Source organism: Achromobacter deleyi (assembly GCF_013116765.2).
GTDB lineage: Bacteria > Pseudomonadota > Gammaproteobacteria > Burkholderiales > Burkholderiaceae_B > Achromobacter > Achromobacter deleyi_A.
In genome coordinates this window covers 441,130-465,278 of sequence record NZ_CP074375.1, presented here as the reverse complement: position 1 = coordinate 465,278, position 24,149 = coordinate 441,130, and the positions used below count along the sequence as shown (strand labels likewise).

The 24,149-nt window shown below is 68.4% G+C and carries 21 protein-coding genes; 9 read left to right on the top strand and 12 right to left on the bottom strand.

The features are described 5' to 3' along the window. Positions 1 to 3: 3 nt before the first annotated feature. The 8 genes from HLG70_RS02100 to HLG70_RS02065 all read right to left on the bottom strand — a co-directional run bounded on the left by HLG70_RS02100 (position 4) and on the right by HLG70_RS02065 (position 9,187). Positions 4 to 1,320, bottom strand: coding sequence for a malonyl-CoA decarboxylase domain-containing protein (locus HLG70_RS02100; protein ID WP_171665449.1), 1,317 nt, complete (start codon positions 1,318 to 1,320; stop codon positions 4 to 6). Continuing rightward, entirely contained in the window at positions 1,271 to 2,023 is a 753-nt protein-coding gene (locus tag HLG70_RS02095; RefSeq protein ID WP_171665451.1) for a GntR family transcriptional regulator, read from the bottom strand. The genes HLG70_RS02100 and HLG70_RS02095 overlap by 50 nt, the downstream gene beginning before the upstream one ends. A gap of 134 nt (positions 2,024 to 2,157) precedes the next feature. After that, positions 2,158 to 2,928: a spermidine synthase gene (locus HLG70_RS02090; protein WP_171665454.1), complete on the bottom strand. Its 771-nt coding sequence runs from the start codon at positions 2,926 to 2,928 to the stop codon at positions 2,158 to 2,160. 39 nt (positions 2,929 to 2,967) lie between these two features. Further along, entirely contained in the window at positions 2,968 to 4,014 is a 1,047-nt protein-coding gene (locus tag HLG70_RS02085) for an acyl-CoA dehydrogenase family protein (RefSeq protein WP_234103345.1), read from the bottom strand. Between the two features lie 6 nt (positions 4,015 to 4,020). After that, the gene (locus tag HLG70_RS02080) at positions 4,021 to 5,208 is read right to left on the bottom strand and encodes an acyl-CoA dehydrogenase family protein (protein ID WP_171665456.1); all 1,188 of its coding nucleotides are present in this window, start codon (positions 5,206 to 5,208) and stop codon (positions 4,021 to 4,023) included. Between the two features lie 4 nt (positions 5,209 to 5,212). Then, positions 5,213 to 6,181 carry a Bug family tripartite tricarboxylate transporter substrate binding protein gene (locus tag HLG70_RS02075; RefSeq protein WP_171665458.1) on the bottom strand — a complete coding sequence of 323 codons (969 nt, stop codon included), beginning with the start codon at positions 6,179 to 6,181 and terminating at the stop codon, positions 5,213 to 5,215. A 37-nt stretch (positions 6,182 to 6,218) separates the two neighbouring features. Then, positions 6,219 to 8,303 (bottom strand): acetate--CoA ligase family protein, encoded by a 2,085-nt coding sequence (locus tag HLG70_RS02070; protein ID WP_171665460.1) that lies wholly within the window; start codon positions 8,301 to 8,303, stop codon positions 6,219 to 6,221. Beyond that, the gene (locus HLG70_RS02065) at positions 8,300 to 9,187 is read right to left on the bottom strand and encodes an enoyl-CoA hydratase (protein WP_234103344.1); all 888 of its coding nucleotides are present in this window, start codon (positions 9,185 to 9,187) and stop codon (positions 8,300 to 8,302) included. The genes HLG70_RS02070 and HLG70_RS02065 overlap by 4 nt, the downstream gene beginning before the upstream one ends. Positions 9,188 to 9,299: 112 nt before the next feature. Here HLG70_RS02065 and HLG70_RS02060 point away from each other — a divergent pair, with 112 nt between their 5' ends. Continuing rightward, positions 9,300 to 10,073 (top strand): IclR family transcriptional regulator, encoded by a 774-nt coding sequence (locus HLG70_RS02060; RefSeq protein ID WP_171665462.1) that lies wholly within the window; start codon positions 9,300 to 9,302, stop codon positions 10,071 to 10,073. A gap of 63 nt (positions 10,074 to 10,136) precedes the next feature. On the opposite strand, the gene bktB is transcribed toward HLG70_RS02060, so the two are convergent. The 3 genes from bktB to HLG70_RS02045 are packed head-to-tail and all read right to left on the bottom strand — an operon-like array spanning position 10,137 to position 13,171. Further along, positions 10,137 to 11,318, bottom strand: coding sequence for a beta-ketothiolase BktB (bktB, locus tag HLG70_RS02055; protein WP_171665464.1), 1,182 nt, complete (start codon positions 11,316 to 11,318; stop codon positions 10,137 to 10,139). A gap of 54 nt (positions 11,319 to 11,372) precedes the next feature. Next, entirely contained in the window at positions 11,373 to 12,173 is an 801-nt protein-coding gene (locus HLG70_RS02050) for a crotonase/enoyl-CoA hydratase family protein (RefSeq protein WP_171665466.1), read from the bottom strand. 29 nt (positions 12,174 to 12,202) lie between these two features. After that, entirely contained in the window at positions 12,203 to 13,171 is a 969-nt protein-coding gene (locus tag HLG70_RS02045; RefSeq protein WP_171665468.1) for a Bug family tripartite tricarboxylate transporter substrate binding protein, read from the bottom strand. Positions 13,172 to 13,430: 259 nt separating this feature from the next. Between HLG70_RS02045 and HLG70_RS02040 the strand changes: the two genes are divergently transcribed. From HLG70_RS02040 to HLG70_RS02020, 5 genes are all read left to right on the top strand, one after another. Beyond that, positions 13,431 to 14,579: an acyl-CoA dehydrogenase family protein gene (locus tag HLG70_RS02040; RefSeq protein WP_171665470.1), complete on the top strand. Its 1,149-nt coding sequence runs from the start codon at positions 13,431 to 13,433 to the stop codon at positions 14,577 to 14,579. Positions 14,580 to 14,590: 11 nt separating this feature from the next. Then, positions 14,591 to 15,595: an acyl-CoA dehydrogenase gene (locus HLG70_RS02035; RefSeq protein WP_171665472.1), complete on the top strand. Its 1,005-nt coding sequence runs from the start codon at positions 14,591 to 14,593 to the stop codon at positions 15,593 to 15,595. Then, positions 15,592 to 16,803, top strand: a complete 1,212-nt coding sequence (locus tag HLG70_RS02030; RefSeq protein WP_171665474.1) for a CaiB/BaiF CoA transferase family protein — start codon at positions 15,592 to 15,594, stop codon at positions 16,801 to 16,803. Before HLG70_RS02035 ends, HLG70_RS02030 begins: the two co-directional genes overlap by 4 nt. 79 nt (positions 16,804 to 16,882) lie before the next feature. Next, positions 16,883 to 17,788, top strand: coding sequence for a LysR family transcriptional regulator (locus HLG70_RS02025; RefSeq protein ID WP_171665476.1), 906 nt, complete (start codon positions 16,883 to 16,885; stop codon positions 17,786 to 17,788). A 128-nt stretch (positions 17,789 to 17,916) separates the two neighbouring features. After that, complete coding sequence (locus HLG70_RS02020; protein ID WP_171665478.1) at positions 17,917 to 18,357, top strand: CBS domain-containing protein; 441 nt, start codon at positions 17,917 to 17,919, stop codon at positions 18,355 to 18,357. A 32-nt stretch (positions 18,358 to 18,389) separates the two neighbouring features. Here HLG70_RS02020 and HLG70_RS02015 read toward each other — a convergent pair whose 3' ends face one another. Then, positions 18,390 to 19,154, bottom strand: coding sequence for a TSUP family transporter (locus tag HLG70_RS02015; protein WP_171665480.1), 765 nt, complete (start codon positions 19,152 to 19,154; stop codon positions 18,390 to 18,392). Between the two features lie 318 nt (positions 19,155 to 19,472). Between HLG70_RS02015 and HLG70_RS02010 the strand changes: the two genes are divergently transcribed. From HLG70_RS02010 to acnB, 3 genes are all read left to right on the top strand, one after another. Beyond that, positions 19,473 to 20,354, top strand: coding sequence for an FxLYD domain-containing protein (locus HLG70_RS02010; RefSeq protein WP_171665482.1), 882 nt, complete (start codon positions 19,473 to 19,475; stop codon positions 20,352 to 20,354). After that, positions 20,344 to 21,240 carry an FxLYD domain-containing protein gene (locus HLG70_RS02005; RefSeq protein ID WP_171665484.1) on the top strand — a complete coding sequence of 299 codons (897 nt, stop codon included), beginning with the start codon at positions 20,344 to 20,346 and terminating at the stop codon, positions 21,238 to 21,240. The genes HLG70_RS02010 and HLG70_RS02005 overlap by 11 nt, the downstream gene beginning before the upstream one ends. A 210-nt stretch (positions 21,241 to 21,450) precedes the next feature. Beyond that, positions 21,451 to 24,042: a bifunctional aconitate hydratase 2/2-methylisocitrate dehydratase gene (gene acnB / locus HLG70_RS02000; RefSeq protein WP_171665486.1), complete on the top strand. Its 2,592-nt coding sequence runs from the start codon at positions 21,451 to 21,453 to the stop codon at positions 24,040 to 24,042. Positions 24,043 to 24,149 lie beyond the last annotated feature (107 nt).

Here is a 24,149-nt window from a genome sequence, read left to right as displayed (position 1 = left end):
CGGTCAGGCCACGCGCCCAACGCTGCGGCTGACCTGGGGCTTGCCCTCGCCCAGCCGCTGGAGGTTGGTGTCCAGCTCATCAAGGTCGTACAGATAATTGACCATCATGGCGCAAGACTGCTTGAGGCCCTTGGGCGACGTGTCGGCCGCCCAGTTCAGGCGTTCGATGCGCGCGCCGTTGCCCAGGTGGAAGCGCGCCACGGCATCCACCGGCAGCCCGTTCTTCATGGATTGCAGGTAGCTGGCCGCCAGCCGGAGCCCCGCCCGCTTGACCACGTCCGAAGTCTTGCCCTGGGCATCCCTGGCCAGGCGCGCGACCCAGCGCTGCCCGTCCGGCACGCCTTCGCGCTTGCGGTCCTTGGCGCGGGCCTTGTCCTCGCGCACGATGTTCTCGACCGCCTGGGCGTCCAGCTTGCCCAGCCAGTCCGCGAAGCCCGGAATCGGCGACAAGGTGGCAAAGGACTTCAGCTTGGGGAGTTCCTCGAGCAGCTGCTCGACCACGCGCTTGAGCAGGAAGTTGCCGAAGCTGATGCCCTTCAGGCCGGGCTGGGTATTTGAGATGGAATAGAAGATCGCCCAGCGCGCGCGATCCAGGTCCTGCGGCGGCAGCGTGCTGTCCAGCAGCACCTGCACGTTGTCGGCCATCTGGCTGGCGAACGCCACTTCCACGAAGATCAGCGGCACGCCGGGCATCTGCGGGTGGAAGTAGGCATAGCAGCGGCGGTCGGGCGCCACGCGATGGCGCAGGTCGTCCCAGGACTTGATCTCGTGGACGGCCTCGTAGAGGATCAGTTTTTCCAGCAGCGACGCCGGCGAATCCCAGGTCAGCGGACGCAGCTCCAGCAGGCCCACGTCGAACCACGCCGACAACAGGCCTTCCAGTTCCTTGTCCAGCGCCTGGATGCCCGCCACCTGCTTGCGCCAGCGCAGCATGTCGGCGCGCAGGTCCACCAGAAAGCGCAGGCCCTGGGGCTGGGCATTGAAGCGCTTGAAGAGCCGTACGCCTTCGCCGCCATCGCCCGCATAAGTGGCGCGCACCTGCGCCAGGGCGGCCAGCATCAGGCGGCGGTCCTTGCCGTCGGCGGCGGCGTATTGCTCGCACCAGCGGCGCGCCAGCTTGTTGGCGGCCACGTCGGTCAGGCGCGCTTCGAACAGGCGCCGGACTTCGGATTCGCTGGGCAGGCGCCCGCGCTCCCACAATCGGCCCAGCCGCGTGATCAGGCTGGCGCTCTCGGCCACCGAGGCCGCATCGACGAGGTCGGTCTCGGGCTCAGGCGTGCGTGCGCCGCGCGCGGGCGCGAGATTGGCGGGTGCGGACATGGGCGGTCTCCTCGATGACGATAGGATCGGACAACACCGCATCGGCGGCGTCTTCAATGCTTAGTTCGCGCAGCGCTTCCAGCTGCCGCATCAGGTGCGTATGCGCAAGCGCCTGCGCGGCGTCGGAGTCATGCGCCTTCAGGGCCTCGAAAATGGCCAGGTGCTCGGCGCAGGACTCGTCGATGCGGCCCGGCCGCGACAGGCTGCGGTGGCGCGACAGGCTGAGCACCTTGCGCAGGTTGCCCACCATGTCGGACAGCCATTGGTTGCCGGCCAGGGCCTGGACGGCTTCATGGATCAGGTAGTTGGTCTTGTAATAGGCGTCGATGCGGCCCGCCCGGGCGTGGCCCGCCAGCGCGGCGTGCAGCGGCTCCAGCGCGGCAAGCTGCTCGTCGCTGGCCTTGCGGGCGGCCTCGAAGGCGCAACGCCCCTCCAGCATGGCCATCAGCGGGAAGATGTCTTCCAGGTCCTGGGCCGACAGCTCGTTGACGAAGCAGCCCCGCCGCGGCTCCAGGCGCACCAGCCCTTCCGTGGCCAGCACCTTAAGCGCCTCGCGCAAAGGGGTGCGGGAAATGCCCATTTCGCCCGCCAGCCGCAGTTCGTCGATCCATTCGCCATTGCGCAATGAACGCGCATGGATCATGCCGCGCAGGCGATCCGCGACTTCAAGATACAAGGCTTGCCGGACGATCGGATGGGTCATGGGCAGACGGCCGGAATTGCACCGTAATTCATAATTATGAATAAGCCCATGATAGATCCGGGCCGGGACGCAGGTAAACCCCCTTCCCACCCCGTACCTACCCTAATGGATGCCGCCGGGCCGAAACCCGGCGTTCAGAAATGCAGGACGCCGTCCACCGCGTGACGGGTCAGGCTGCGGGCCCAGCGGCGCGCCGGCAGGCCGTACCTGGCCTCCACCACCGCCGCCCGGTCCAGCAGTTCGGCGGGCGAGATCGCCAGGCGCGGGCCTGAAAAAGCCAGCACGATCTGGTTGCCCGCGTCGACCTCGGGCAGCAGCACCACGCGGTCTTCGAACGCCTTGGAGAGGTTGTCGATGTTCTTGCCGAAGCTCTCGTGGCGGCCGAACAGGTTCACGGCCAGGATGCCCACCTCGCCCAGCACCCGGCGGCAGTCGCGGTAGAACTTCACGCTGTCGCGCACCGGCCCCTCGGCGGCCGCATCGTACAGGTCCACCATCAGCACCGGGCAGCGCCCCGCGTTGAGCGGGTCGGCCACCCAGGCGCCGGCGTCGGCGTGCTCGACCTCCAGCCGGTTGGCCCCGGGCAGGCGGAAGAACATGTGGCAGGCGGCCGTCACGCGCGGATTCCATTCCACGGCCAGCAGCGGGCTGCGGGTGTGCTTGACGCAGAACCGGGCAAGCGACCCTGCTCCCAGCCCCAGCATGCCGATGGCCTCTTCCTTGGGCGGCTCCAGGAACAGCAGCCAGGCCATCATCTGACCGGTGTATTCCAGCACCAGCTCGGCCGGGCTCTTGATGTTCATCGCGCCCTGCACCCACTGGGTGTTGAAGTGCAGATAGCGGACGCCGTCCGCTTCGGAAAGCGTGGGCTGGTCGAGTTCGGAGGGAAAGTTCGATTTATGCATGGCGGGATTGTAGGTCGGACACCGCCCGGCCGGTCCGGATCACGCCGCCTGCCCCTCCCCCGCCTCCTCCCAGATCCGCTCCAGCAGGTCCGGGCGCGACACCTCGGCCTCCAGGCTCGCCGACAGGCGCAACACGCGCTTCAGGTACAGGTGCGCGTCGCACTCCCAGGTCACGCCCAGCGCGCCGTGCGTCTGGATGGCGTTCTGCGCGGCGCGGCGGCCGCCCTCCACCGCCAGCAGCGGCGCGAACAGGCAGTCGCGCGGCGCCGACTCCGCGCCCGCGTCCAGCGCGGCCGCCGCCGCCCAGCCGGCCAGCCGCGCATCGTCCAGGGCCATCCAGTCTTCGGCCAGGCGATGCTTGATCGCCTGGTTGGCGCCGATGGCCCGGTCGAACTGGCGGCGTTCCCGCGCATAGGCCGCCGCCATGTCCAGCGCGGCCGAGGCCGCGCCCAGTATTTCGGCCGAGCGCAGCAGGCGCATACGCGTGCGCAGCAGGCTCCACGTGCCCGGCGCCACCTCCAGTTCGGCGCTGGCCACCACTGCCGGGTTCGCCGCAAGCGCGACCGGCATGGTCGGATCCAGCCCCGCCATGCCCGCCACCGGCGCAAGCAGCTCCAGCCGCAGGGCGGTCGCGCCGGTCCGGCGCACCGCCAGGGCGCGCACGCCGTCCCCGGCGCCTTCGATGAATGCCGAGCCGTCGGGACGCATGGCCGCGTCGGCGTACCAGGTCTCGCCCGTCATCATCGCGCCAGCCCATTGCGCCGCGGGGCCCGCCGCCTCGCACAAGGTGGGCAGCACCGCCATATTGGCCGCCAGCGGCAGGCTCAGCAGGTGCCGGCCGGCCGCCTCGGCCACGATCCAGGCCTCGCGCATGCCCAGCGCCAGGCCACCCCGCGTCTCGGGCGCCAGCAAGGCGGGCCAGCCCTGGTCGGCCAGCTCGCGCCACAGCGCCAGCCGCGCGGCCACCGTCTGCCGGCTGGCGGCGCGCGCCAGGGCCACCGGATGGCGCGCGGCCAGGTAGCGCTCGGCTGCGTCGCGCAGCATGCGCTGGTCTTCGGTCAGGTGCAGATTCAGATGCCGTGTCATGGGACTTCAAGCCTTGGGCAGGCCAAGCATCTGCTCGGCGATGATGTTGCGCTGGATCTCCGAGGTGCCGGCCAGGATGGTCTCGGCGCGCGACCACAGATAGGCGTGCGCCAGGTCCGCCGCGCGCGCATCCGTGGCGCCGTCGGCCAGGCAGGCGTCTTCGCCCAGCAATTGCAGGGAAAGCTCGAGCAGGCGCTGATGCGCCTCGCTCCAGTGGATCTTGGTGGATGACCCTTCCGGGCCCGGCGGATCGCCGCGCATCGCACCGGCCAGCGCGCGTTGCGACTTCAGCGCCAGCACGTGGCTGTCGGCGGCCAGCCGCGCCCAGCGGTGGCGCACCTCGGCCGACGAGGCCGGCACATGGCCATGGGCATTGGCGCGCAGCGACAGCTCGCGCACCTGCCGCAGCTCCTGCGCAAAGCGCACCAGGCGCGGAATGAAGTAGGTGCCGCGTTCGAAGCTGGCGGCCGCCATCGCGATCTTCCAGCCCTGGTTGCGCTCGCCCAGCAAGCCGTCTTCCGGAACAAACACGTCCTCGAAGAAGACCTCGCAGAACTCGGCCTCTCCCGTGATCTGCCGGATGGGCTCCACCCGCAAGCCGGGGCTGCGCATATCCACCAGCAGAAAGCTCAGCCCCTTGTGCCGGGGAGCTTGCGGATCGGTGCGCGCCAGCACGAAGCACCACTGCGCGCGGTCGGCGAAGGAGGTCCATATCTTGTGGCCGTTCAGGCGGTAGCCGCCGGGGGCCGGCTCCGCCCGCGTGCGCACCGACGCCAGGTCGGAGCCCGCCCCGGGCTCCGAGTACCCCTGGCACCACACCTCGCGGTTGGAAAGAATGCCGGGCAGGAAGCGCCGCTTCTGCGCCTCGGTGCCGAAGTGCAGCAGGGTCGGCGCCAGGATGCCATGGCCGATCAGGTTCACGCCCAGCGGCGCGCCGCAGCGGGCGTGCTCTTCGTGAAAGACCGCCTGGCGCGACAGGGGCAGGTCCTGCCCGCCGCATGCCTTCGGCCAGCCCAGCCCGGACCAGCCATTGGCGCACAGGGTGTCTTCCCACGCGCGGCGGTAGTCCAGGCTGCGCGGATCGGCGCCGCCGGGCCAGCCGCGCGCGAAGCCCGCATAGGCGGATTCCAGCCAGCCGCGCAGCTCCAGGCGAAACGCCTCGTCGTCGCGCGCGGCGGTTTCCAGCACTGTCATGCTCTTACTCCAGGCGGATGTTGGATTCGCGCGCCACCTTGGCCCACGTCGCCACGTCCTGATGCATGAACGCGCTGAAGGCCTTGGGATCGCTGCCGATGATGTCCAGGCCCAGGCCCACGAACTGCGCCTTCACATCCGGCTGCTGCAGGATCTGCGCCAGGTTCTGGTAGAGCTTGTCGATCACCGGCTGGGGCGTGCGGGCGGGCGCCACCAGCCCCAGCCACGGCATGGCCGAATAGCCCGGCAGGCCGGACGACGCGACCGTGGGCAGGTCCGGCACCGACGCCGATGGCTTGGTCGTGGTGACCGCCAGCGCGCGCAGCTTGCCGTCCTTGACGAAGGGTCCCGACGAGGCCCACGCATCGAACATGACCTGCAGGCGCCCCGCCACCAGGTCGTTCAACGCAGGCGCGCTGCCCTTGTAGGGAATGTGCGCCATCTGCACGCCGGCCATGCTGTTGAACAGCTCGGCCTCCAGATGCGTCGAGCTGCCGGTGCCGACCGAGCCGTAGCTCACCTTGCCCGGATTCGCCTTCAGGTAGGCGATGAGCTCGCCCACGTTCTTGGCCGGGATCGACGGGTGCACTTCCAGCACATGCACCACCGACGCCACTTGGGTGATCGGCGCGAAGTCCTTGATCGGGTCGTAGTTCACCTTGGCGTAGATGCTGGGCGCGATGCCCAGCGAGGACGCCGCCATCAGCAAGGTGTAGCCGTCCGGCTCGGCGCGCGACACATAATCGGATGCGATCATGGTGCCGCCGCCCGGCTTGTTCTCCACGATCACCGGCTGGCCCAGCTTGCCGCTCAGTTTTTCGGCCAGCAGGCGGCTCATGATGTCCGCCGCGCCGCCCGGTGAGAACGGCACCACGATGCGCACGGGACGACTGGGGTAATTGTCCTGGGCATGCGAGGGGCCCGTGACTCCGATGCAGGCCAGTGCGACGCCGGCCAATAGTCTCTTGATCATGCTTGTCTCCTCCTGGGATACGCTGCGCGCGATCGCGCTACGGGGTTGCGGGCAGGATCAGCGCGTCCAGCACAGCGACGCCTTGTCCCGCCTCTTTGATCAGCAATGGATTGACTTCGATTTCCGCCACATGCGCGGGCGCGGCAAGCAAGGCATTGCCCACGGCCACGATGCTCCTGCATGCCGCCGCCAGATCGCCCCGGGGCTTGCCCCGGTAGCCGTCCAGCAACGCAAACGCCTTGAGTTCCCGCAACATCTGCAGGGCAATGTCCTCGTCCACCGGCAACAGGCGGTGGCTGGTGTCCTGGTAGATCTCGGTCAGCACGCCACCCAGGCCCACCGTCAGGACAGGACCAAAGACGGGATCGCGCGTGGCGCCGACGATAAGCTCGGCCACGCCGCGTTCCATCTTCTGGACCATCACGCCGTCGATGCGCGCATCCGGCTGCGCCCGCGCCGCGGCCTCGGTCACCTGCGCATGGGCGCGTCGCACGGCCTCGTCATCGGCCAGGTTCAGCGCCACGCCGCCGGCCTCGGTCTTGTGCGCGATGTCGGGACTCAGGATCTTCAGGGCGACGGGATATCCCGCCAGCCGCGCGTCCCGCACGGCATCGTCCGCGCTGCGCGCGGCGGCGGCCCGCGCTTGCGGCAGGCCAAAGGCGGCCACGTAGGCGCGCGCATCCGTTTCGTTGCAGGGCAAGGTTGGCGCGGGCGCGGCATCGAGGCGGGGCGCGGGCGCCTGCCGCCTGGCCGCGCGCGCCTCGCACCACAGCAGGTAGGGCGCCAGGGCCGCCACCGCCAGGCCCAGGTCCTCGAACACCGCCACCTCGGCCTCGCGCAAGGCGTCGCGGCTTTGCGCCGCGCCGGTATCGATCGCGATGAACAGGCGCCGGTGCTGGCGCGACACGTCGGCCAGCGCGTCGGCCATGCGGTCCAGCATGTAGCCGGGCGCATAGACCACCACGGCGTCGATGGCGTCGGTCGTGGCCAGCGCCTGCAGCACGGTGCGCACGAAGGCGGGATCGTTGACCACGTTGCCGGTCACGTCCACCGGGTTGCCCACCATGCCGTAATCGGGAATGCCGCCACGCAGCACCGCCTGCAGCTCGGGCGGCAGGTCCGGCAGGTCCAGTCCCGCGCCGATGAACTTGTCGGCCAGGATGGCGCCCAGGGCGCCGGACATCGTCAGCACCGCGACGCGCTTGCCGGCCGTGCGATGCCGCAAGGTGGCCAGGCTGGCCAGGTGCGCCATCTGGGCAAAGTCGGTGGCCTCGATCACATTCAGCTGGCGAAAGGCCGCCGCGTACACGCGCCGGTCGCCGGCCAGCGCCGAGGTATGCGATTGCACGGCCTGCGCGCCCTTGTCGGTAGTGCCTGCCTTCAGGGCGATCAGCAGCTTGCCCTGGCGCTCCAGCTCGCGGCAGGCGCGCACGAATCGCTCGCCGTCGCGCAGCTGCTCGATGTAGCCCAGCACGATCTCGGTGCGCGGGTCGGCCGCCAGGTACTCCAGGTACTGCGAGAAATCGAGGCAGGCCTCGTTGCCCGTATTGATGAAGTGCGAGAACGGCAGGCCCAGCCTGCGCGCGATGGCGTACACCGCCGCGCACACATTGCCGCTCTGCGTAAGCAGGCTGACGGTGCCGGGCCCGTCCTGCGCCGGCGCGGTCTTGAAGACCGACGCGAAAGCCGTATGGGCCTGCGTGTTCAGGTTGGCAAAGCCCATGCAGTTCGGCCCGGCCACGGCCATGCCGCTTTCCGCCACGAAGGCCTCAAGCTCATCCTGCAGACGGATCCCGTCGCCCCCGGCCTCCGCGAAGCCCGCGGCGTAGACGATGGCCGCGCGCACGCCCTTGGCATGGCAGCGGCGCAGCATGGGCGTCACCTCCGCCGCGGCGATCGCCAGCACCGCCAGGTCCACGGCCTGCGGCACGGATTCGATGTCCGGCCAGCAGCGGCGGCCGAACACTTCCTGGTACTTCGGATTGACCGGATAGATGCCGCCCGCGTAGCCGAAGCGGGTCAGCAATTCCAGCGGCATGCCGCCGATGCGGCCGGGGTTGGAACTGGCGCCGATCAGGGCGATCGAGCGGGGATTGAGCAGGGGTTCGAGGCTGGCGGTCATGCGGCCTCGCCCTTCTTGCCGCCGGTCTGCTCCAGGGCAGGCGACGTCCCCTCGGACGGCGGCAAGCCCGCAACGCCGGCCTGGCTTGGGGGCAAGTCCTTGTTGCGCTGGATGGCCTGGGCCAGACCGCGCTGGCGCACCGCCTGGAATTCTTCGCTCAGATGCGACAGCTGATGGGTGTCGAAGTGCGCCGACAGCGCCGTGCGAAAGCCCTGCGCGTCGGCGGTGCGGTTCAGGGAACGCTTGATCAGGCGCAGGCCGAACGGCGGCGCCTGCGCGATGCGCTGGGCCAGCGCCAGGGTGGCGGCGTCCAGTTCGGCCTCGGGCACGACCCGGTTCACCATGCCGATGCGCAGCGCCTCCTGCGCGTCCACCTTATCGCCGGTGTAGAGCATTTCCTTGGCCTTGCGCAGGCCCATCACCCAGGGGTGGATCAGCACCTCGGTGGCGGCAGCCGCCAGCGTGTGGCCGACCGGATCGGAGAAGTATGCGGTGTCCGAACAGACCACGAGGTCGCACATGTTGGCGATCATGAAGCCGCCCGCCACGCAGGCCCCCTGCACTTGCGCCACGGTGGGCTTGGGAAAATCCCAGATGCGCAGGCAGTAGCCGTAGTAACGGCGCGACTCGTAGTCCCAGCGCTCTTCCACCGTGAAGTCGGCACGCTTGGCCTGGGCTTCCTTCAGGTCATGCCCCGCCGAAAAATGCGCGCCGCGTCCGGCCAGCACCACGACCCGCACCGAGTCGTCCTGCTCGGCCCGCGTCAGGGCATCGTCCAGCTCATCCAGCATCTGCTGGCTCTGCGCATTGCGCGCGGATTCCCGCGCCAGACTGATGCGGCATACCGAGTCGTGCCGCTCGACGGCCAGGGTGGCGTATTCCATGGTCTCCTCGTCCTTGTCATGCCGCGCCGTCGAAAGCGGCGCGATCGCTTGGATTGAATTAACGCACCCAAAATCCTAGAATACAAAATATTCAATAAATATTTCCCACAATATGAACACAACAGGTTCCACCGGCGGCACCCAAAGCATGCGGCGCGCCCTGAGCATGCTGCGCGTGCTGGCGCAGCACCAGGAAGAAGGCATAGACCTGCAAGGCGTCATGGCCGCGACGGGGCTGGAGCGCTCCACCGCCCACCGCCTGCTGAGCTGCCTGCTGGAAGAACAATTCGCCGAACGCGATGGCCGCAGCCGGCGTTACCGGCTGGGCGTGGATTCCATGCAATTGGGATTTGCCGCGCTGCGGCGCACGCCGCTGCTGGACTCGCTGCGTCCCTTCGCGCAAAAGCTGGCGCGGCTGTCGGGAGACACCGTGTTCCTGGTGATCCGCCAGGGCGACTACGCGCTGTGCCTGCTGCGCGAGGCCGGCTCGTTTCCCGTGAAGGTATTCACCATCGACCAGGGAGAGCGCCGCCTGCTGGGCGTGGGCGCGGGCGGACTGGCGCTGATGGCGAGCCTGCCGGATGAAGAGATCGCCGCGCTGTACTCGCGGCACGCCGCCAGCTACGCGCAGATCGGCGTGTCCAGCGCCGCCCTGACGAAGGCAGTGAAGCAGGCCCGCGCAGCGGGTTATTCCGAAATCGTGGATACCATCACGCCGGGCGTCTCGGGCGTGGGCGTTGCTTTCCCGGTCTCGGAGCTGACCTGGGTGGCCTTCAGCTTTGGCGCGATCAGCAGCCGGCTGGACGGCCCGCGCCGGGCGCAGATGGGCGCACTGCTGCACGCCGAATGCCAGGCCTGGGCCAAGGACTACCTGGGCCACGCCTGAAAAGACTCGCCCGCCATGGCCCGGGAAATCCGGGCCATGGCGGGCGCGGGCTGGTTGGCCGGATCAGATCCGTTCGAAGATCGCGGCGATGCCCTGGCCGCCGCCGATGCACATGGTGACCAGCGCGTAGCGGCCGCCCACGCGCTGCAGTTCGTGCAGCGCCTTGGTGGTGATGATCGCGCCCGTGGCGCCGATGGGGTGGCCCAGGCCGATGCCGCTGCCGTTGGGATTCACCTTGGCCGGGTCCAGCTTCAGTTCGCGCGACACCGCGCATGCCTGCGCGGCGAAGGCTTCGTTGGCTTCGATCACGTCAAGCTGGTCGACCGTCAGGCCGGCACGCTTGAGCGCGGCCTGCGTGGCCGGCACCGGGCCGATGCCCATGATGTTGGGGTCCACGCCCGCGTGGGCATAGGCCACCAGGCGGGCCAGCGGCTTGATGCCGCGCCTGGCCGCCACCGATGCGTTCATCAGGACCAGCGCGCCCGCGCCGTCGTTCAGGCCGGAGGCGTTGCCCGCCGTGACGGTGCCGTTTTCCTTCTGGAAAACCGCCTTGAGCGTGGCCAGGCTGTCCGCCGTCACGTCGCGGCGCACATGCTCGTCGGTGTCGAACACGATCTCGCCCTTGCGCGACTTCATCACCACCGGCACGATCTGGTCCTTGAAGTAGCCGGCGTCGATGGCGGCGGCGGCGCGGCGGTGCGATTCCGCGGCCACGGCATCCTGGTCCTGGCGGCTGATGCCGAATTTGGCCGCCACGTTTTCAGCGGTCACGCCCATGTGCATGCGGCCGAACGGATCGGACAGCGCGCCGGTCATCATGTCCAGCATGACGCTGTCGCCCATGCGGGCGCCCCAGCGCTGGGCCGGCGCGATGTACGGCGCGCGGCTCATGCTTTCGGCGCCGGCGCCCACGGCGATCTCGGCGTCGCCCAGCATGATGGTCTGCGCCGCCGACACGATGGCCTGCAGGCCCGAACCGCACAGGCGGTTGACGTTGAACGCGGGCGTTTCCTTCGCGATGCCGGCATTCATCGCGGCGACGCGCGACAGGTACATGTCGCGGGGTTCGGTGTTGATGACGTGGCCGACGGCAACGTGCCCGACCTCGTCGCCCGAGACGCCGGCGCGTTCCAGCGCGGCCTTGATGACGGTTGCGCCGAGGTCGCAGGGCGGCACGTCTTTCAGCGCGCCCCCGAAGTCGCCGATGGCGGTACGGACGGCCGAAGCGACGATGACTTCATTCATGATGTTTCCTCCTTGTAGTGATTTCCATCATACCGCCGGTACGCCGGCCCCGCTTCATCCTTGCGGCTTGCGCGCGGCGCGGCGCGACACGAATCTTTCGACCGCCTCGGCATGCGCCGGCGTCTTGTGCGCAAGGGCCTGGTAGGCCGCGGACAGCTCCAGCAGGGCATCCAGCCGCGCATGCTGGCTTTCACGCAAGAGACGCTTGGTCAGCCGCAGCGCATCAGGCGAATTCACCGCCATGCGGCTGGCCAGCGCGCGCGCGGCCGGCAGCAGCTCCGCCGCCGGCACCACGCGCGACACCAGGCCCCAATCGGCCGCGGTGCGCGCATCGATCGCGTCGCCGGTGAAAGACATCTCGGCCGCCCGCGCCATGCCGATCAGGCGCGGCAGGAACCAGGCACCACCGTCTCCGGGGACGATGCCCAGCTTGACGAAGCTTTCGGCAAAGGTCGCCTCCTCCGCCGCGATGCGCACATCGCACATGCAAGCCAGGTCGCAGCCCGCGCCGATGGCCGGGCCATTCACCGCGGCGATGGTCGGCACCTCCAGCGCATGCAGGGCCAACGGCAGGCGCTGGATGCCATGGCGATACTCCTGGCGCAACGCTGCGCCCCCGACCGCCGGGCCGATCTGCCGTTGCATGTCGTTCACGTTGCCGCCGGACGAGAACACGCTGCCTGCCGCGGCAATGATCAGCACCCGCGCGGCCGGATCGCGCTCGATGCGCGCAAACGCGGCCAGCAACTCGTCCACCATCGTGCTGCCGGTCAGCGCATTGCGCGTCGCCGGATCATTCAAGGTCAGCGTGACCACGCCGTCCGCGCTCTGTTCGATCTGCACCAGATCCGTCATGGATCCCTCCCGTTGTGAAAGACTGCGGGCTATTGTTTCGGAATGCCGGCGCGCTGGGCGGCCTCGTCCCACTTGCGTATTTCGGCGCGCTGGAAATCGCCCAGCTCCTTGGGCCCCACCGGGAACACCTCCCAGTTCGTGCGCGCCAGGAACTCCGCGGCATCGGGTGTGCGGTAGATGGCCAGCAAGGTCTCGGACAAGGTGTCGATGATGGCGGCCGGCGTGCGCGCGGGCGCAAAGGCAGCCGTCCAGTTCACCATGTAATAGCCCGGGAATCCCGACTCTTGCAAGGTCGGCGTATCGGGCGCGCTCTGCAAGCGCGTATCGCCGGTGACCGCCAGCAGGCGCATGCGGCCGCTCTGAACGAAGGGGATCACCGCGCCGTAGTCCGCGAACACGAAATCCACCTGTCCGCCCGCCAGGTCCGTGAGCGCGGGCGCCGCGCCGCGATACGGCACATGGTTGGCCTTGATGCCTCCCATCGACAGGAACAGTTCGGTGGCGATCTGGTAGGACGCGCTGCCGCTGCCGAAATTCAGTTCGCCCGGCCGCCGGCGCGCCGCGTCGACCAGATCGGCCACCGTCTTGTAAGGCGCGTCGGACTTCACCGCCAGGGCCATGGCGCCGTAGCCCAGCCGCGCCACCGGCGCAAAATCCTTGACCGGATCGTAGGGCAGCTGCCTGAACATCGCGGCGTTGGTCGCCACCGGAGAATTGCTGGCCAGCAGCAGCGTGTAGCCATCCGGCTCGGCCGTGGCCACGGCCTGCGCGGCGATGAAGCTGTTGCCGCCCGGGCGGTTTTCCACCGTGACCGCCACCCCCAGCTTTTCCTCCATCTTCCTGGCCACATAGCGGGCGTTGCTGTCGGTGCCGCTGCCCGGCGGGAACGACACGATCAGCCGGATCGGCTTCTCCGGGTACGCCGCGTGGACGGCGCCCGCGGGTTGCGCCAGCCACGCGGCCCCGGCCAGCGCCAACAGGCGCATCACCTTGTTCATGCTTGTCTCCTTTGTTGTTGTCGCTCGGTCCGCGCGGGGCGCGACACGGCGCTACAGGCAGCGTAGGCATGCGGGCAGGTGCCGTCTAATATTAATTTTTTCGCGCGTGATATGCGTGGGGTATCACGGGGCGCGAACCTGCCGATACACCATGCGTATCGGAAATCAAAAAAATAATATTGGACAGCTTTCAGCGCGTTCCCGGATAGTGGACTTCGGCGCCTGTGCTGCGGCGCCCTTGCCCGCACCGGAGCGCCCGATGATAGATACGCTTGAACTCACCGCCATCCCCCCCGAGGACGAAACCTTGCGCGCCGACGTCCGCGCCTTTCTGGCGGACACGCTGGACGGCCTGGAACCCGACGAGCGCGCCCGCTCCTGGATGGGGTTCGACGCGGGCTTCAGCCGCCAGCTGGCCGAACGCGGCTGGCTGGGCCTGACCCTGCCGCGCGAGCACGGCGGCGCGGCGCGCGGCCACTTCGCGCGCTTCGTGCTGTCCGAGGAACTGCTGGGCGCGGGCGCGCCCGTGTCCGCGCACTGGATCGCCGACCGGCAGAGCGCCCCCCTGATCCTCAAGTACGGCACGCCAGACCAGAAAGCCTTCTACCTGCCGCGCATCTGCCGGGCCCAGGCCTTTTTCTGCATCGGCATGAGCGAGCCCGGCTCCGGATCGGACCTGGCCAGCATCCGTACACGGGCCGAGCCCGCGGCCGGGGGATGGCGTCTGAACGGCAGCAAGATCTGGACAACCAATGCGCATCGCTCGCACTACATGATCGCGCTGGTGCGGACCTCGGGCTCCCCCGCGGACCGGCACCAGGGGCTGTCGCAGGTCATCGTGGACCTGTCGCTTCCCGGCGTCACGATCCGACCGATCGAAGACCTGGCGGGCGACGCGCATTTCTCCGAAGTGTTCTTCGACAACGTGGAGCTGGCGGCCGACGCGCTGATCGGCGAGGAAGGCGCCGGCTGGGCGCAAGTGAACGCCGAACTGGCCTTCGAGCGCAGCGGGCCCGAACGCCTGTACTCCAGCATCGCGCTGCTGGAATGCTGGCTGGCGCATTGCCGCGATGCGTCCGGCGATGCAGCCAGCCGCGCGGCGCTGGGCAGCATCCTGTCGCAAATGGCGGTGCTGCGCGCCATGTCGCTCGCTGTCGCGGGCAAGCTGGCGGCGGGGCTCAGTCCGGCCACCGAGGCATCGCTGGTGAAGGACCTGGGCACCGAACTCGAACAGGCCATCCCGCGCCTGATCGGCGACACGCTGGGACGCCGCCCCGACCAGCCGCCCCCCCCGCCCCTGCTGCGCACGCTGGCCTATCTGGAGCAGGTCGCCCCCACCTTCTCGCTGCGCGGCGGCACGCGTGAAATTCTGCGCGGCATCATTGCCCGCGGTCTTGGCCTTCGATAAGGACGACAGTCATGGACAACATCTTTGGCGACGCCGCCGAACGCCTCTTTGCGCAAACCTGCACGCCGGAGGTGATCCGCCGCGCGGAGCAGGGACAGCCGCCGACGCAGGCCTGGCAGGCCTGCGAGGACGCGGGCTTCGCCGACGCGCTGGTGCGCGAGGAGCACGGCGGCGCCGGCCTGGGCCTGGCCGACGCACTGCCCATCGTCGTGGCCGCTGGCCATCATCTGTGCCCCTACCCCATCGCCCACACGCTGCTGGCGCGCGCCTGGCTGAGCCGCGCGCAGCGGCCGCAGCCGACCGGCTCCATCGCCCTGGCCCCACACGGGCTGGCCATCGACGGCAAGCGGGTCGCCGGCGTCAGCGTGCCATGGGCGCGCACGGCCGACTACGTGCTGGCCGGCATCGATGGCCAGGCCTGGCTGCTGCCCATGCGGGCCGCATGCGTCCAGCCCAATGGGGTGCATGGCAGCCTGGACGCCGAAGCCTCCTGGCCGCTGGACAACGCCGAACGCGTCGGCGACGCCGCTCCGCTCGCCGAACTGGCCGCAACCGCCCATGCGGGACTCATCGCGGGCGCCATGGGCCGGGTGCTGGCGATGACACTGGACTACGCCAACCAGCGCGCGCAATTCGGCAAGCCCATCGGCCGGTTCCAGGCGGTGCAGCAGCAGATCAGCGTGATGGCCGAACAGGTGTGGGCCGCCCGCATGGCGGCGCAACTGGCCTTCCAGGGCCGCGACGGCCTGCCCCAGCCCTTGCTTGCGGCCCTGGGCAAGGCCCGCGCCAGCCAGGCCGTCCCGCTGGTGGCCGACATCGCCCACGCGGTGCATGGCGCCATCGGCATCACCGAGGAATACGATTTGCAGCTCTACACGCGGCGGCTGCGCGAATGGCGCCTGGCAGGCGGATCGGAATCGCATTGGCATGAACGCATCGGCGGCGACGCCATCGCGAACGGCTCGGACGCGCTGTCCTACCTGCGCACGGCGCTTTATGGCAAGGAAGGCGCATGAGCACAAACCCGCGCGACGATCTGCCGCTGGCCGGCATGCGCGTCCTGGACCTGAGCCGCGTGCTGGCGGGCCCGTGGTGCACGCAGACGCTGGCCGACCTGGGCGCGGAAGTGTGGAAGATCGAAGCCCCCGGCCAGGGCGACGACACCCGCAGCTGGTCGCCGCCCGACGTGGACGGAGAGTCCACTTACTTCATGTGCGCCAACCGCAGCAAAGAGTCTGTCGCCGTCAATCTGAAGCATCCGGAAGGCCAGCGCATCGTGCGCGACCTGGCGCGGCAGGCCGACGTGCTGGTCGAGAACTACCGGCTCGGCGCACTGGAGGCCTTTGGCCTGGGCTACGAGGACCTGGCGCGGATCAATCCCCGCCTGGTCTATTGCTCGATCACCGGCTATGGACGCAGCGGCCCGCGCGCGGCCGAACCGGGCTACGACTTCGTGATCCAGGCGGAAAGCGGATTGATGTCGATCACAGGTGAACCGGATGGCGCGCCCATGAAGCTGGGCGTGGCAATCACGGACCTCGTCACCGGCATGAACGGCGTGCAGGCGATCCTTGCCGCGCTGCTGGCGCGCATGCGCACCGGGCGGGGCCAGCATATCGATCTGGCGCTGCTGGACGGCGCGGTCAGCGTGCTGGCAAACGTCGGCGCCGGCTATCTTGCGGCAGGCGAGGCGCCCAGGCGGCTGGGCAACGCCCACCCCACCGTGGTGCCCTATCAGATATTCCGGACGCGCGATGGCTCGTTCGCGCTGGCTGTGGGCAACGACGCGCAATTCGTCCGCCTCTGCGCCTTGCTCGGGCGCCCGGAATGGGGCGTGGATCCGGCTTACGCCACCAGCCGCGCACGCGTGCTGAACCGCGACCGCCTGATCCCGGAACTGGAAGCGATCTTCGCCGGCGCGGACACGGACGATTGGCTGGCCCGCGTGCGCGCCGCCGGCATCCCCGCCGGCGCGGTGCGCAGCGTGAACGAGGCACTCGAAGCCCCCGAAATCGCGGCGCGCGGCCTGATCGCCAAGGCTCCTGATGCCCGGCACGGCTCGTTGCGTCTCATGCGCTCTCCCTTGCATTTGCGGGGCACGCCGCCGCGCGAACCCGTCGCACCGCCGCGCCTGGGCGAGCACACCGACGCCGTGCTGGCGCGGACCCTGGCCATGGACGACGCCGCGCTGGCCGGCTTGCGCGCGCAAGGCGTGATTGCCTGATTCGAAAGGGATAGCACCGATGCCCGGACCGATACGCGCGCCGTATCATGCAGGGCCGACCACGCCACGCGCCCTCGCCATGGATTTTCGCCACCTGCAGCAGTTTCTCGTCCTCGCCGAAACGCTCAATTTCCATCGCGCCGCGGAAAAGCTGCACATGTCGCAGCCGCCCCTGTCGGTATCGATACGCAAGCTCGAAGAGATGGTGGGCGTTGCGCTGTTCCTGCGCGGCCGCCAGGGGGTCAAGCTCACGGAGGCCGGCCTGGCCGCCCTGGACGAGGCGCGCCGCGCGTTGTTCCACGCCGAGCAGTTCCGCCTGGCCGCGCGGGCCGGCGCCGCCGGCGAAGGCGGCACGGTGCGCATCGGCTTCGTGGGTTCGGCCACGCACGACGTGCTGCCGCGCATCCTGCCGCTGTTCCGCCAGCGCTATCCCGGCGTCACGGTGGTGCTGCGCGAGGCCACGTCGATACGCATCATGCAGGAGCTGGAGGAAGACACGCTGGAAGTCGGCATCGTGCGCGTGCCGGTGGCCATGGGATCGAACGTGCGGCTTGCGCCGCTGACAACCGAGAACTTCGCGCTGGCTGTGCCCAAGACGCACCCGCTGGGGCGCCGCGGCCGCATCCGGTTGACCGATCTGGCGGAAGAGCCCTTCATCATGTACACCGCCACCGAGGCCGCGGGCCTGCGCATGGCCGCCATCAACGCCTGCCAGCTGCGCGGTTTCACGCCGCGTATCACCCAGGAAGCGGTGCAGGTGCAGACTTTGCTGAGCCTGGTGGAAAGCGGGCTGGGCGTGGCGCTCGTGCCTGCCGGCGGACGGCGCCATCCGGGCACCAGCGTCGTCTACAAGACGCTGGCGGACTTTCCCGCCGACGCCTCGATCGGCATTTCGCTGGCATGGAACCCCGCCACGGAACGCAGCGCCACACGTAACCTGCGCGAAATGGCGAGCCAGGCCTTTCGCGACAAAAACACGAAATAAGCCCTCCCGCTTGCGGCAACACGGCAGGCAGGCTTAGGATGGAGCATGGTCAGGCCGTGGCGCCCGCCAGCCGCCCGGTGCGGCACGGGGGCCGGGTTCGAACCTCACCAGCGATTCGGGAGCACATCGTGAAGACAGTTGCTGAGCTTCTCAGAGAAAAAACCAATCACGCCGTCGTGACGGTTTCACCAGACTCATCGGTTTTCGACGCGGTCAAGACCATGGCCGAACGCAGCATCGGGGCCGTGGTGGTGGTGGAAGGAGAGGTCGTGCTGGGCATGTTCACCGAGCGCGACTACGCGCGCAAAATCGTGTTGCAGGACAGATCCTCACGCACCACCAAAGTCCGCGACATCATGACGGATTCGGTCTACTACGTGGGTCCCGCGGACACCCGGGAGCACTGTATGGCCATGATGACCGAGCGGCATTTCCGCCACCTTCCGGTCATCGACAACGACAAGCTCATCGGCCTGCTGTCCATCGGCGACCTGGTCAAGGATGTCATGAGCGAGCAGAAATTCATCATCCACGAACTTGAGCGCTACATCACCGGCGAACGCGGCTAGCGCCGCGCCTTGGCGGCTGGGCTCGCGGCGGATCACCCCGTCGCGAGTATCCGGGACGCGGGCACGATCAGGCCCAGGCCGGCGGCCAGCAGCAGCACGAACACCATGCGCTTGACGGTCTTCATCGAATCCGCCGTGCCATAGCGGCGCGCCATCCAGGTCACCCCGATCACGATCGGCAGCGCCTGCACGCTCAACCAGAACGACGAGGCCATGAAGGCGCCCTGCCCGGTCACCAGCGCCAGGCGCACGAGGGCGTTGACCGAAAACAGGATCAGGAGACTGTTGCGTATCGTCGCCAGCGGCAAGGGCTGCCGGTACAGGTGATAGACCATGGGCGGCCCCGCGCTGGAGAACAGCCCGCCCAGCACGCCCGACACACTGCCGAAGAACACCGACGACGCGCGCGACGAGAGCTGCGCCAGCGGCTGGGTGCGCGCCACCAGCAACACGGCGCAAGCCAGGATGGTGAGGCCCAGCAGCAACTGCAGCAACACCGCCATCGATCCGCTGATCCACGTCAGCGCGGCAACGCCCACCCCTACGCCCACCAGGCTGCTGATCATTGCCGGCGTCAGCAGCGACCAGTTCACCTGCGGCCTGGCGCGCGCCAGCGTAACCGCGGCGTTCACCAGCGACAGCACGCTGACCACATTGGCCACCTCGGACACCGATGCCAGCTGGAACACGCCGGACAGGCCCAACAGCACCAGCCCGAAGGCAAAGCCGGTCATCGTCTGGGCATAGGTGGCAAGCGCCACGCAGGCCAGGAACAGCAAGTGTTGAAGAATACTCATGCGCGGGGAAGGGCCAGACCAGCCTCGGCTCTACCCCGGCTGCGGCAAGGCGGCCTGGAGCGGATCGACGGGAAACGGCGTGCCAATGGGTTGACGCGGGGGTTAATCGCTTGAAGCCCGCGATGATAGCACCGGGTTTTCCGAGGCTCCGGCGGCTCGCGGGCGCGATCTCACACATCTTGTCACAACCGGATGCGCTCATGCACCACGGCGCTGCCGGCCTGCCGCTATCCTTGCCGCCCAGCAAGCCCCGTCACGCCTTGCCCTTGCCGCCCATCCCGGGTCGCCGCCCGGGGCTGGCACGCCTGTCCTGCGAGAATGACCCCCAAACAGACCACGATCAATACGGTGACCCTGACCTGCTCCACCTGCGGCAGCGCTCAATTCACCAAGCTGGACACCAACGAATACCAGTGCAAGCACTGCCTTGCGGTCACGTTGGTCGAGGACAACGTCGCCCAGCGGCTTGAAAAAATCCTGCGCAACATCCAGCGGCCGCAACAGGCCCAGGTCAAGCCGGCCGCGCTGGCGGCGATCGGGCTGGTGGTGCTGGCCGCCGTCCTGATTCCGGTGGCCGGGTCGCTGATGAGCTCCGGCCGCCCCGCGACGCCCAGCCGCCCGGCCGCGGCCCCGCCCATCGACGCCTCGCTGGTCAGGCTGACCGACGTCCAGGAAATCAAGACGCGCGGCCGTTCGCAACTGGTCATGATGGTGCGCAACGAGACCGGCAGGAAAATCGACGTGCCCCGCGTGACGGCGTCATTCTTCCAGGGCGAGCTGTCGCTGTCGTCCTCATCGGGCTCGGCGCCGGCGCGCACGCTGCAGCCGGGCGAATACACCCCCATGACGATCTCGGCGCCGGACAAGGCATACACCCGCTACACCCTGCAGGTCGGCACGCCGTCGCCCGCCCGCGGCAAGAACAACGACGTGGCCGCCAGCCAGGTTCAGCTGGTCCGGAACGACGGCAGCCACCGCCTGGTCGGCCTGGTCAGGAACCAGGGAGCCGACCCGGCCAACAGCACCCAGATCACCGTGATGCTGTATGGCGCGGACGGCAAGCTGATCGGCATCGGCAACGGCTACGCCACGGCCAGCCCGCTTGCGCCCGGCGCGCTGACGTCTTTCGACGTGCGCTGCGAGATGCTGGGCGACGCTCAGGTCGCGTCCTACGATTACATGGTGCAAAGTGAAAGCTGACCCCTCCGATTCCAGGCGTCTGTCCGCGCCGGCCGCGGCCGGACTCGGGCTGATCCTGCTTGCCGCGGGCGGGTTCGCCTTGTGGAAGTACACGACCATCCTGCCATGGAGCGGGCTACCCGCCGCCCGGTCCGCCCTCGCCCCCGCCGCCGCGGCGCCCCGGGAGGAAGCCCCGCCCAGCCGCATCGTGCGCGTCAGCCCGGCCAGCTTGCGGGTCATCGACCACGTTCGCCTGACCACCGAAGAGCTGCTGGACCCGGATTTCGCCCTGTTCGACCCGGCCAAACTCAAGCTGTCGGCGCCGCGCCGGCTGCTCGACGAGATAGAACGGCCCATCCTGTACGCGGAACTGGTCAATACCAGCGACCAGTACGTCGCCATCGCGCCCCGCGCGGAAATCGCGGTCTTCGACGGTTCGCGCCAACTGGACCTGCGCCAGGCCTGGAGCCTGCCCGCCAACCTGTACCCCGGCGAAAGGGTGCCGGTGGCGCTCAGCGGCCGCGTCGACCGCTACACCGAGGTCAAGACCGGCTGGCTGCCAGCCAAGCGCGCCGCCCTCCCGGGGCCGCGTCCCCAGCTTGCCGTCACAGTGGAACACACCGAGGCCGCCGTGGGCACCGGCACCCTGAACTTCAGCTACCGCTACCGCTACAAGTACGTGACGGTGCAGGGCCGGGTCCGCAACGACAGCCCGTCCGAAGTGGAAAAAGTGCGCGTGTGGGTCAGCCTGTACGACGCCCAGGACAAGCTGTCCGGCGCCAGCTTCCAGGAGCTGCGGCTGCCCCGGCTCCCGCCGGGCGACAGTGCGCCCTTCGAAGTGAGCGTCAAGCAATATGGGGGCAACTTCGCCCGTGTCGGCGTGGTGTACGACGCGGTGGCGCGCTAGGCGCCAGCCGCGTTTCCCCGGAAAAGGCGGCCGCGACGGCCGCCTTTTCCTTGCCCGGGCCCTCCCCTGGCGCCGCCCGGCGTAGCCCTGAAGCAACAACGGCGCTGCCAAGTCTTATATAAGATATAAGACATTTGCTTGCCGCCCCTACTTCCTTCTACAATTCCGGCGAACAACCCTTCTTCCAACCCGACTTTGAGCAGGCCTCACATGCTGGATACTTACCGCCAACACGTTGCCGAACGCGCGGCTCTGGGGATCCCCCCGCTGCCCCTTACGGCCAAACAAACCGCTGAACTGATCGAACTGCTGAAGAACCCGCCCGCTGGCGAGGAGCAGAACCTGGTCGAACTGCTGACCCACCGCGTGCCGGCCGGCGTGGACGATGCCGCCAAGGTCAAGGCCTCGTATCTGGCCGCCGTGGCGCTGGGCAAGGAAGCTTGTGCGCTGATCAGCCGTGCCAAGGCGACGGAACTGCTGGGCACGATGCTCGGCGGCTACAACATTGGCCCGCTGGTCGAACTGCTGGACGATGCGGAAATCGGCACCATCGCCGCCGATGCGCTCAAGAAGACGCTGCTGATGTTCGACGCCTTCCACGACGTGAAGGAAAAGGCCGATCGCGGCAACGCCAACGCCAAGGCAGTGCTGCAAAGCTGGGCCGACGCCGAATGGTTCACCAGCCGTCCGGAACTGCCGGAAAGCCTGACCATCACGGTCTTCAAGGTGCCTGGTGAAACCAACACCGACGACCTGTCGCCGGCGCCCGACGCCACGACCCGCCCCGACATCCCGATGCACGCCCTGGCGATGCTGAAGAACAAGCGCGACGGCGCCGCGTTCGAACCCGAAGAAGACGGCAAGCGCGGCCCGATCAAGTTCATCGAATCGCTGAAGGACAAGGGCCACCTGGTCGCCTACGTGGGCGACGTGGTCGGCACGGGCTCGTCGCGCAAGTCGGCCACCAACTCGGTGCTGTGGTTCACGGGCGAAGACATCCCCTTCGTGCCGAACAAGCGCTTTGGCGGCGTGTGCCTGGGCAACAAGATTGCCCCGATCTTCTACAACACCATGGAAGACGCCGGCGCCCTGCCGATCGAACTCGACGTTTCCAAGATGGAAATGGGCGACGTGGTCGAACTGCGCCCCTACGACGGCAAAGCCATCAAGAACGGCGAAGTCATCGCTGAATTCGAAGTGAAGTCCGACGTGCTGTTCGACGAAGTGCGCGCCGGCGGCCGCATTCCGCTGATCATCGGCCGCGGCCTGACGGCCAAGGCGCGCGAAGCGCTGGGCCTGCCGGCCTCCACGCTGTTCCGCCTGCCCAAGGATCCGGTCGACTCCGGCCGCGGCTACAGCCTGGCCCAGAAGATGGTCGGCCGCGCTTGCGGCCTGCCGGAAGGCAAGGGCGTGCGCCCGGGCACCTACTGCGAGCCGAAGATGACCTCGGTCGGCAGCCAGGACACCACCGGCCCCATGACCCGCGACGAACTGAAGGACCTGGCCTGCCTGGGATTCTCGGCCGACCTGGTCATGCAGTCGTTCTGCCATACCGCCGCCTACCCGAAGCCCGTGGACGTCAAGACGCACCACACGCTGCCTGACTTCATCAGCACGCGCGGCGGCGTTTCGCTGCGCCCGGGCGATGGCGTGATCCACTCCTGGCTGAACCGCATGCTGTTGCCCGACACCGTCGGCACCGGCGGCGATTCCCACACCCGCTTCCCCATCGGCATCTCGTTCCCGGCCGGCTCGGGCCTGGTGGCCTTTGCCGCCGCCACGGGCGTGATGCCGCTGGACATGCCGGAATCGGTGCTGGTCCGCTTCAAGGGCAAGCTGCAGCCCGGCGTCACCTTGCGCGACCTGGTCAACGCCATTCCGCTGTACGCCATCAAGCAAGGCCTGCTGACGGTCGCCAAGCAAGGCAAGAAGAACATCTTCTCCGGCCGCATCCTGGAAATCGAAGGCCTGCCGGACCTGAAAGTCGAACAAGCCTTTGAACTGTCGGACGCTTCCGCCGAACGTTCGGCCGCCGGCTGCTCGGTGCACCTGAACAAAGAACCGATCATCGAGTACATCAACAGCAACATCGTGATGCTGAAGTGGATGATCGCCAACGGCTACGAAGACGAGCGCACGCTGGGCCGCCGCATCAAGGCCATGGAAGCCTGGCTGGCTGATCCGCAGCTGCTGGCTCCGGACGCCGACGCCGAATACGCCGCCGTCATCGAAATCGACCTGGCCGACGTGCATGAGCCCATCGTGGCCTGCCCGAACGACCCCGACGACGTCAAGACGCTGTCGGAAGTTGCCGGCGCCAAGATCGACGAAGTGTTCATCGGCAGCTGCATGACCAACATCGGCCACTTCCGCGCAGCCTCCAAGCTGCTGGAAGGCAAGCGCGACATCCCGGTCAAGCTGTGGATTGCTCCGCCGACCAAGATGGACGCCACGCAACTGACCGAAGAAGGCCACTACGGCGTGTTCGGCACCGCCGGCGCCCGCACGGAAATGCCGGGCTGCTCGCTGTGCATGGGCAACCAGGCACAAGTGCGCGAAGGCGCCACCGTCATGTCGACCAGCACCCGCAACTTCCCGAACCGCCTGGGCAAGAACACGAACGTGTACCTGGGTTCGGCGGAACTGGCCGCCATCTGCTCCAAGCTGGGCCGGATTCCGACCAAGGACGAGTACATGTCGGATATGGGCGTCATCAACAAGAGCGGCGACCAGATCTATCAGTACCTGAACTTCGACAAGATCGCGGACTACAAGGACGTGGCCGACGTAATCGAGGTCTAAGCCTCACGCGCCCGCCAGGCCTCGCAGCCTGCCAGACGGCCCCGGTAATCCGGGGCCGTTTTTTTATGCGTTCCTCCACCTTTTTTCGGACGATTGCGCTTCCGGGC

Bases quoted from the DNA above. Each gene is read 5' to 3' on its own strand.
- HLG70_RS02010 (WP_171665482.1), top strand. From the start codon at position 19,473: ATGACCCCCAAACAGACCACGATCAATACGGTGACCCTGACCTGCTCC.
- HLG70_RS02050 (WP_171665466.1), bottom strand. From the start codon at position 12,173: ATGACGGATCTGGTGCAGATCGAACAGAGCGCGGACGGCGTGGTCACG.
- HLG70_RS02090 (WP_171665454.1), bottom strand. From the start codon at position 2,928: ATGCATAAATCGAACTTTCCCTCCGAACTCGACCAGCCCACGCTTTCC.
- HLG70_RS02080 (WP_171665456.1), bottom strand. From the start codon at position 5,208: ATGACAGTGCTGGAAACCGCCGCGCGCGACGACGAGGCGTTTCGCCTG.
- HLG70_RS02070 (WP_171665460.1), bottom strand. From the start codon at position 8,303: ATGACCGCCAGCCTCGAACCCCTGCTCAATCCCCGCTCGATCGCCCTG.
- HLG70_RS02085 (WP_234103345.1), bottom strand. From the start codon at position 4,014: ATGACACGGCATCTGAATCTGCACCTGACCGAAGACCAGCGCATGCTG.
- HLG70_RS02015 (WP_171665480.1), bottom strand. From the start codon at position 19,154: ATGAGTATTCTTCAACACTTGCTGTTCCTGGCCTGCGTGGCGCTTGCC.
- HLG70_RS02040 (WP_171665470.1), top strand. From the start codon at position 13,431: ATGATAGATACGCTTGAACTCACCGCCATCCCCCCCGAGGACGAAACC.
- HLG70_RS02030 (WP_171665474.1), top strand. From the start codon at position 15,592: ATGAGCACAAACCCGCGCGACGATCTGCCGCTGGCCGGCATGCGCGTC.
- HLG70_RS02065 (WP_234103344.1), bottom strand. From the start codon at position 9,187: ATGGAATACGCCACCCTGGCCGTCGAGCGGCACGACTCGGTATGCCGC.
- HLG70_RS02100 (WP_171665449.1), bottom strand. From the start codon at position 1,320: ATGTCCGCACCCGCCAATCTCGCGCCCGCGCGCGGCGCACGCACGCCT.
- HLG70_RS02075 (WP_171665458.1), bottom strand. From the start codon at position 6,181: ATGATCAAGAGACTATTGGCCGGCGTCGCACTGGCCTGCATCGGAGTC.
- HLG70_RS02035 (WP_171665472.1), top strand. From the start codon at position 14,591: ATGGACAACATCTTTGGCGACGCCGCCGAACGCCTCTTTGCGCAAACC.
- HLG70_RS02095 (WP_171665451.1), bottom strand. From the start codon at position 2,023: ATGACCCATCCGATCGTCCGGCAAGCCTTGTATCTTGAAGTCGCGGAT.
- bktB (WP_171665464.1), bottom strand. From the start codon at position 11,318: ATGAATGAAGTCATCGTCGCTTCGGCCGTCCGTACCGCCATCGGCGAC.
- HLG70_RS02060 (WP_171665462.1), top strand. From the start codon at position 9,300: ATGAACACAACAGGTTCCACCGGCGGCACCCAAAGCATGCGGCGCGCC.
- HLG70_RS02025 (WP_171665476.1), top strand. From the start codon at position 16,883: ATGGATTTTCGCCACCTGCAGCAGTTTCTCGTCCTCGCCGAAACGCTC.
- HLG70_RS02045 (WP_171665468.1), bottom strand. From the start codon at position 13,171: ATGAACAAGGTGATGCGCCTGTTGGCGCTGGCCGGGGCCGCGTGGCTG.
- acnB (WP_171665486.1), top strand. From the start codon at position 21,451: ATGCTGGATACTTACCGCCAACACGTTGCCGAACGCGCGGCTCTGGGG.